Annotated in this window: 5 protein-coding genes and 1 pseudogene; 1 reads left to right on the top strand and 5 read right to left on the bottom strand. The window is 69.6% G+C overall.

Features of this window, described 5'->3' with window-relative positions:
• Nucleotides 1-111 precede the first annotated feature (111 nt).
• Nucleotides 112-1,080 (bottom strand): hypothetical protein, encoded by a 969-nt coding sequence (locus tag AWC19_RS30250; RefSeq protein WP_245848632.1) that lies wholly within the window; start codon nucleotides 1,078-1,080, stop codon nucleotides 112-114.
• A 131-nt stretch (nucleotides 1,081-1,211) separates the two neighbouring features.
• Between AWC19_RS30250 and AWC19_RS01360 the strand changes: the two genes are divergently transcribed.
• Nucleotides 1,212-1,913, top strand: coding sequence for a TVP38/TMEM64 family protein (locus AWC19_RS01360; protein WP_085076310.1), 702 nt, complete (start codon nucleotides 1,212-1,214; stop codon nucleotides 1,911-1,913).
• 4 nt (nucleotides 1,914-1,917) lie between these two features.
• Here the strand turns inward: AWC19_RS01360 and AWC19_RS01355 are convergent, their stop codons facing one another.
• From AWC19_RS01355 to AWC19_RS01340, 4 genes and pseudogenes are all read right to left on the bottom strand, one after another.
• Nucleotides 1,918-3,456, bottom strand: coding sequence for an MCE family protein (locus tag AWC19_RS01355; RefSeq protein WP_085076309.1), 1,539 nt, complete (start codon nucleotides 3,454-3,456; stop codon nucleotides 1,918-1,920).
• A 3-nt stretch (nucleotides 3,457-3,459) separates the two neighbouring features.
• Entirely contained in the window at nucleotides 3,460-4,602 is a 1,143-nt protein-coding gene (locus AWC19_RS01350; RefSeq protein WP_245848634.1) for a virulence factor Mce family protein, read from the bottom strand.
• A 65-nt stretch (nucleotides 4,603-4,667) separates the two neighbouring features.
• Complete coding sequence (locus AWC19_RS01345) at nucleotides 4,668-6,134, bottom strand: virulence factor Mce family protein (RefSeq protein ID WP_085076307.1); 1,467 nt, start codon at nucleotides 6,132-6,134, stop codon at nucleotides 4,668-4,670.
• A pseudogene (locus AWC19_RS01340) lies at nucleotides 6,131-6,449 on the bottom strand (virulence factor Mce family protein); the annotation flags it as partial. The gene AWC19_RS01345 and the pseudogene AWC19_RS01340, both read right to left, overlap by 4 nt.

Here is a 6,449-nt window from a genome sequence, read left to right as displayed (position 1 = left end):
AACCCAAGCCGCTCTTTAGGAATCAACTCCACAACGCCGGCAGAAGCCCTCAAAGACATGCCCCCATCATCACAGCGACCACCGACAACCTCGGCCCACCCGTGCAGGGGCTCAGGCCGATTTGGCACGGCTTGCCCGTAACCGGCCACACGCGTCGACGAAGCGCGCCCACTCGGCCTCGCTCGGACGGACGCCCCGGTCGGCGAGGGCATCGTCGCTTACCACCAGACCGGGCCCTATCGGCGCCACCAGTTGGGCGATCTGGAGCACCTGCCCAGCGGGACTATCCATAAAGCCCTGAAACACCCGCTTGGTGAGCCACGCCTGGGCGCTGTCGATCCCCGCGGCCAGGTCGGGCGTGGGAAGCCGCAAGGCGCCCCGGCACCGGACCGCCTGTTCTTCGAAACGATCCTCCCAGCACTCCGTGCGCCAGCCGCCCCACACGTGCGGAAGGCCTTGGAAGATGCCCATCGTGTCGGCGGTTTGCCACGCTCCCACCGTCTTTCGGGGCACGTCGACATGTACGCCGCCCTCCGGGATCTTGCCAAGGATCAAGCTCCGCGCGCCGCGGCCCGGCAACTTTTCCAGCAGTGTGGGGCCATGCCACGCCATGCTCAGGCCCCACCACAGCGGCCACAGTCGAAGTTGTCCCCCGGCGTCCACAACGGAAACGAGATGGCACAACGAGTTTGGGTCCCTGGCCGGCCGAAGGTCTGGCCGATGATTCCACGATTGGGACGGCAACTCGGCTCCGACGTAACCAGCCAGCTCGACGGTTCCGTCGTACGCCCAGCCGATCGCATAGTCGGGCCATACCGCGCCGAGCACGCGCATCAAGGCCCGGCGCTCGGCCATGTCCACCATCAATTCGTCGCCGAAGAACAACAGCCTGCGACGATCGAGGTCCACCACCGCGCCGCCGTCAGCCCAGAGCGGGTCGACCCACTGGTCCTTAGGGCACCTCCGTAACGACTGCGCGTAACGCAGCGCCAGCTCCGGCCCACCGATCAGCGCATCGAGGATGCGGCAGCCCGCCCAGTGTGAGTAATAAAGCTGCCAATCCTGGTCTTTCACAATCACGAAATTCGCCCGGTTTCCTATGGCCCCCCCGTTCCCAGTGACGCGATCTCGGACATCGCGTCTTATGAGCCGAGTGTGCGGCGGAGGTCCGACAAGCGGTCGACGACCGGTGCGGAAGAATCGCGGTCACCATGACCGTCGACGACAATCCCGCGCCGCCCTCCCGCCGGCGCCACATCACGCGGCTCGCGGTGTTCGCCGCGCTGCTCCTCGGCGTGTTTTACCTGGTCGCCGTCGCGCGGGTGATCGACCTCGACGCCGTGCGCCGGGCGGTGTCGGCCACCGGCCCGGCGGCGCCGCTGGCCTACGTCGTGGTGTCTGCGGTCCTCGGCGCGTTGTTCGTGCCCGGCTCACTCCTGGCCGCGGGCAGCGGCCTGTTGTTCGGTCCCGTGCTCGGCATCTTCGTGACGCTGGGAGCGGCGGTGGGCACCGCGGTCGTGGCGAGCCGCATCGGTCGCCGGGCCGGCCGAAACAGCGCGCGGGCCCTGTTGGGGACGGAGCGCGCGGACCGCGTCGACGAGCTGATCGAGCGGGGCGGACTGTGGGCGGTCGTCGGCCAGCGCTTCGTGCCCGGGCTGTCGGACGCGCTGGCCTCCTATGCGTTCGGCGCGTTCGGGGTTCCGTTGTGGCAGATGGTGGTTGGCTCGTTCATCGGGTCGGCGCCGCGGGCGTTCGCCTACACCGCGCTGGGCGCCTCGATCGCGAATCGGTCCTCGGCGCTGGCCTATTCGGCGATCGCGGTGTGGTGCGTGAGCGCCGTCGTCGGGGCCTTCGGCGCGCGCCGCGGCTATCGCAAGTGGCGCGAGCACGCCCGCCGCGGCGAGGGCGGCTGACGCGTCAGCGGGCGGGTGCCAGCATCTCCTTCCACCCGTCCTCGCCGGTATTTTTGGAATTCTCAACGGAATACACCACGCCGTCGGGCCCCACCGCCAGCCCGCTCCGCACGTCGTAGATCGACGCGGGCGTGTAGACACACGGGTTGGGTTGCTGTCCGTTGCACGAGACCGTGCCCGATCCCGGCCGCGACAGGGGGTCGCTGACGGGGGGCGGCGTGCCCGGAACCCGGTCGGCGGGAAGCGGATTGAGGCCGGTGTCGACCGACGGCGCCGGGATCACCTGGCCCGGCTTCACCGGCTGGTCGCATCGCGCGGCGGGCGCGGGACAGGTGCGGATCTGGTTCGGGTCGCCGTACCAGGGGTTGGTGCCCAGCGGCACATAGGGGTCCTTGCTGCGGCACTCGCGCGGGGTCGCCGCCCGCTTTCCCGGCACGTCCACGCACGGGTAGTTGCGCGCGCCGCGCACCACATTCTGGACGTCCATCGGGATCTTGCAGTAGGTGCCGGTCGGGAGCGGCGCGGTGCTGGTGTCGGCCGGCGCCCGCCACTCCGAAGCCGGGAGGAAACCGGTCAGGCACGGCGGCGGTTGGTTGAGGGAAAGGGCGCCGACCCCGAGCGCCGCCTGGCCGGGGAATTCCGACGTCACGGACTGGGCGATCGCCGCGGACTGCGGCAGGAAGACCAGCGCCTGCTCGACGCCGTTGTGGTAGCGCTTGAGCATGTCGAGCACCACCTCGAGGTTGGCCAGCGCCTGCGGCAGCGAGTCGCGCACGTGACCGAAGGTGGCGTTGATTTGATCGGCGGTCGGCGCGGCGGCGGCCAGAATGCGCCGGATCGCCGGGTCCTGCTGCGCCGTCTGCGCGGTCACGGTGTTGAGGCCGGCGGCCCAGCGCGCGATGTCGTCACCGGAGTCGACCTGGCTGTCGATGATGGGCGCCGAGCGATCGATGATGTCGTCGATGTCGCCGAGGCCGCCCCTGAAGTCGTGCGAGATGCCTTGGGCAGCCTCGACCAGGCGACGCAACGATGATCCCAGCCCACCCACCGCCTGCGATGTCTCGTGCAACAGGGATGCCACCTTCTCCTTGGGCAGCACGGCCAACGCGCGGTTGGCGGCGTCGAGCGCGGGGCCGATCTGGCTGGGCACCGTGGCCTTGGTGATGGTCTGGTTTGTCGAAAGGTAGGGGCCGCCGGTGCGGGCCGACACCAGATCGAGATACTGCTCGCCGACCGCCGACACCGAGTGCACGTTCGCCGACGCGTCGGTCGGGATCCGGTAGCCGTCGTCGATGCTCATCGTCGCCCGCGCGCCGCGCTCGGTTGGTTCGATGGCGGTGACCGTGCCGATCGTGACGCCCCGATACGTGACGTTGGCGGTGCGATACAGCCCGCCCGACGACGGCAACTGGGCATAGAGCGTGTAGCGGCCGAGGCCGGCCAGCGTGGGGACCCGCAGGAAATACCAGCCCAGGACCGCCACCGCGGCGACGGCCAGCACCACCAACAACACCAGCTGGGTTTTGATGAAGCGAGTCAACATCTTTCATTCGCCCCGTTCCACCAGCGGCCCTCCCGGGGCGTCATTCGGGTTCGGCGTGTAGCGGACGTCGGGGATCATCGTGGCCGGATCGCGTCCCCACGCCTGCTCGAGCGCCCGCAGCGACCCGGAAACCCCGGTGCCGCTCAGCAGGGCGTTGTCGATGGCGCTGAGCGTCAGGTCGATCGTCGCCGACACGTTGATGTAGTCCCCACGAATAATTTTGGGGACGCCGTCGATGTTGAACGGCGCCGTGAGGCCGAGCCGCAGCGCGTCGACCACCAGCGGCGCGGCTCGGCCGAGTTGAACGAGCGGTCGCTGCAGGGCCCGCAGGTTGTGTGCGAGGTCGGCCCGGCTGTCCGCCAGCGCCCGGTTGGCGGCGTCGCTGAACCGCCCCAGCGATTCGGCGCCGTCGCCGAACAGTTCCCGCGTGTCAGCGAAATGCCCTATCAGCGGCGGGATTTCGGTGAGCAGGCGATCGAGGGTGTCGTTGCGGTGAGCGACGACGGCCAAGAGTTCGTTGCTGGAGTCGATCGCGCGGGTGAAGTCGTCGCGCCGGCGGTTGAGTTCGGCGGTGAATGTGTCCAGGCGCCCGAGGAACTCGTGGACCTGGTCGAGGTGCCCGTCGAGGATCTTGAGGATCTCGGTCTGGATCACGTCGAGATTGGCGATGCCGCCGCCGGTAAGGATGACCGCGATGCTGGCCAGGGTCCGTTCGACGGTCGGGTAGGCCGAGGAGTTCATCAGACCGATGGTGTCGCCGCTCCTCAACCGTTGCGGTGACGGGTGTTTCGGCGCGGCCAGCTCGACGTGCTGGGTGCCCAGCAGGCTGGTCTGGCCGATCTTCGCGGTCGCGTTTGCCGGGAGCTTCACGCCCGGATCGACGTCCAGGGTCAGCGTGGCGATCCAGTCCTTCAGCCTGATGGCGCGCACGGTGCCGACCCACACGTCGGCGACCCGCACCCGGCTGTTGGTGTTGAGCGCCAGCGTGTCGGGCACCTGCACGTAGATGGTCATGTGGCTCGCACCGGTGCCGCGCCCGACGGGCAGCGGCACGTTCGCGATGCCGCGCCAGTCGCACGACGTCGCCGCCACTGCGGCGAGCAGGAATACGAGTCCGCGCCGAGCGGCGTCGGCGATCCTCTGCAGCAGAAGGCCTTTAGCTTGTCGTCTGTTCGGCTTGCCGTTCGCGCTCACCGCGCTCACGCCGCGCCTCACGGGCCCGCCCCCGGCGGGTTCGACTCGTCGTAGGCGTTCGGCGGGCCAGGCAGGTTGCTCGCCGGCGGCGGGGGCGCGACGTCGGGGCCGCCCATCAGCTCGGCCAGCGACTCCGGCGTCAGCATGTTGGCCGTCAGCGTTTGGACCTGCGTGCCTTGCATCCCCGGCGCGACGACCCAGCCCGGTTCGTGGTTGCCGTGTGAAAACGGCGTGTCCCGCGAGAAGATCCCGGGGGCGGTGGTGTCCTTGTACCCCGGCGGCGGGCGCAGCCGCTCCTCGGAGTAGGCCACCTCCTTGGGCAAGGTGGCCGGCGAGTTGAAGAAGTTCGCGCTGAACGGCAGGTAATTGAACTTGAGGGCGTCCAGCACCGGCGCCAGGTACTGCGCGCACAACTCGGCCGAGTCCTGGTAGCCCAGCCGGCTGCCGGCCTGGATGGCGCTGCAGATGAACTGCACCGGGTTGGCGAAGTTCGGGAACACGAACAAGCCGACGAGCGAGCTGTGCAGCGGGTAGTAGATGTTGTTGACGTTGCCCGCGAACGTGGGCAGCACGTGCAGCGCCGTCTCCAGGCCGTCGCGCGGCTCGGGTTGCAGCAGCGCGGTGGTCGCGTCGGCGAGGTTGTCGACGTCGTGGCCGAGCACGGAACCGTTGTCGCTTACAAACTTCCGCGCGGCATCGAGGACCTCGTCGACCCGCGCGATCGTGTCGGCCACGTCGTGGTCGGATTTGGTGAACCATTCGGTGAACTCGGCCAGGTTTCCGTTGAGCGCTGTGAACTGCCGGTCGTGTTGGTACAGTGCGGTGACGAACTGCGCCAGGCTTCGCGTGATCGCGACGAAGTCGCCCCGGCCCTCGTTGAGCGCCGTCAAGGCGTCCGACAGGCTGTCGAGCGTGTCGCGGATCTGCTTGCCCTTGCCCGCGAGGTTGTCGGCCGCCGACTCGATGAGTTCACCGAACGGCCCCTGGGGCTGCTGCGGCGTGGGGCCGAGCTGGCGCAGGATCGCGTTGATGGAGTCGCGCAGCTGGTCCCACTCGACGGGTACTTGGGTGCGTTCGATCGGGATCACCGCGCCGTCGGCCAGCACGGGCCCGTCGGTGTAGGGCGGTGACAGCTGGATGGTGCGCGAGGCCACCAGGCTGGGATTGAGGATCGACGCGGTGGCGTCGGCGGGCACCTTGTACCTGTTGCTGTAGTGGAAGGTGACCCGCATCTTGTCGCCGGCCGGCTCGATCTTGTCGATGGAGCCGACGCGCACGCCCATGATCTGGACCTTGTCGCCCGGGTACAACGCCAGGGTCTCCGAGAAGTACGCGATCACGGTGGTATTGGCCAGCTTTCGGTAAAGCTGCACGCCGGCGGCGAGCGCCGTGAGCGCCAACACGATTGCCAGGGCCACGGCCAGCACCGCCTTGCGGGACGCCCTCGGCAGCCGGACGGCGCGGATGTCGAAGATGGTGCTCACCGGCCACCGCCTCCCGGGCCGGGCTGCGTGCGCGCGCCGGGGGGCGCGTACCCGGGCAGCGGCACCGGCGTGCCGGGAACCGCCGGCGGCGCCTCCCCGGGGCGGCCCGCGATCGGGATGCCGGGCGTCGGCGGTGGCCCGTCGGGACTCGGCGGCGCGGTCTGCACGTCGAGCGGCGCCGGGAAGGCGGGGCCGCCGAACGGCCCGACGGCGGCCCCCGCGCACGGCAGCGGATCTTCGGGCCGGGGCGACGTTCCCGCCGCCGGCGCGTAGGAGCACGGGGATCCGGGCGGGACCGCGGGGCCGGGATGGTGG

Source organism: Mycobacterium palustre (assembly GCF_002101785.1).
Classification (GTDB): domain Bacteria; phylum Actinomycetota; class Actinomycetes; order Mycobacteriales; family Mycobacteriaceae; genus Mycobacterium; species Mycobacterium palustre.
Note: the sequence above shows the minus strand (reverse complement) of the source record. Positions and strands in the feature narration are given on the sequence as shown.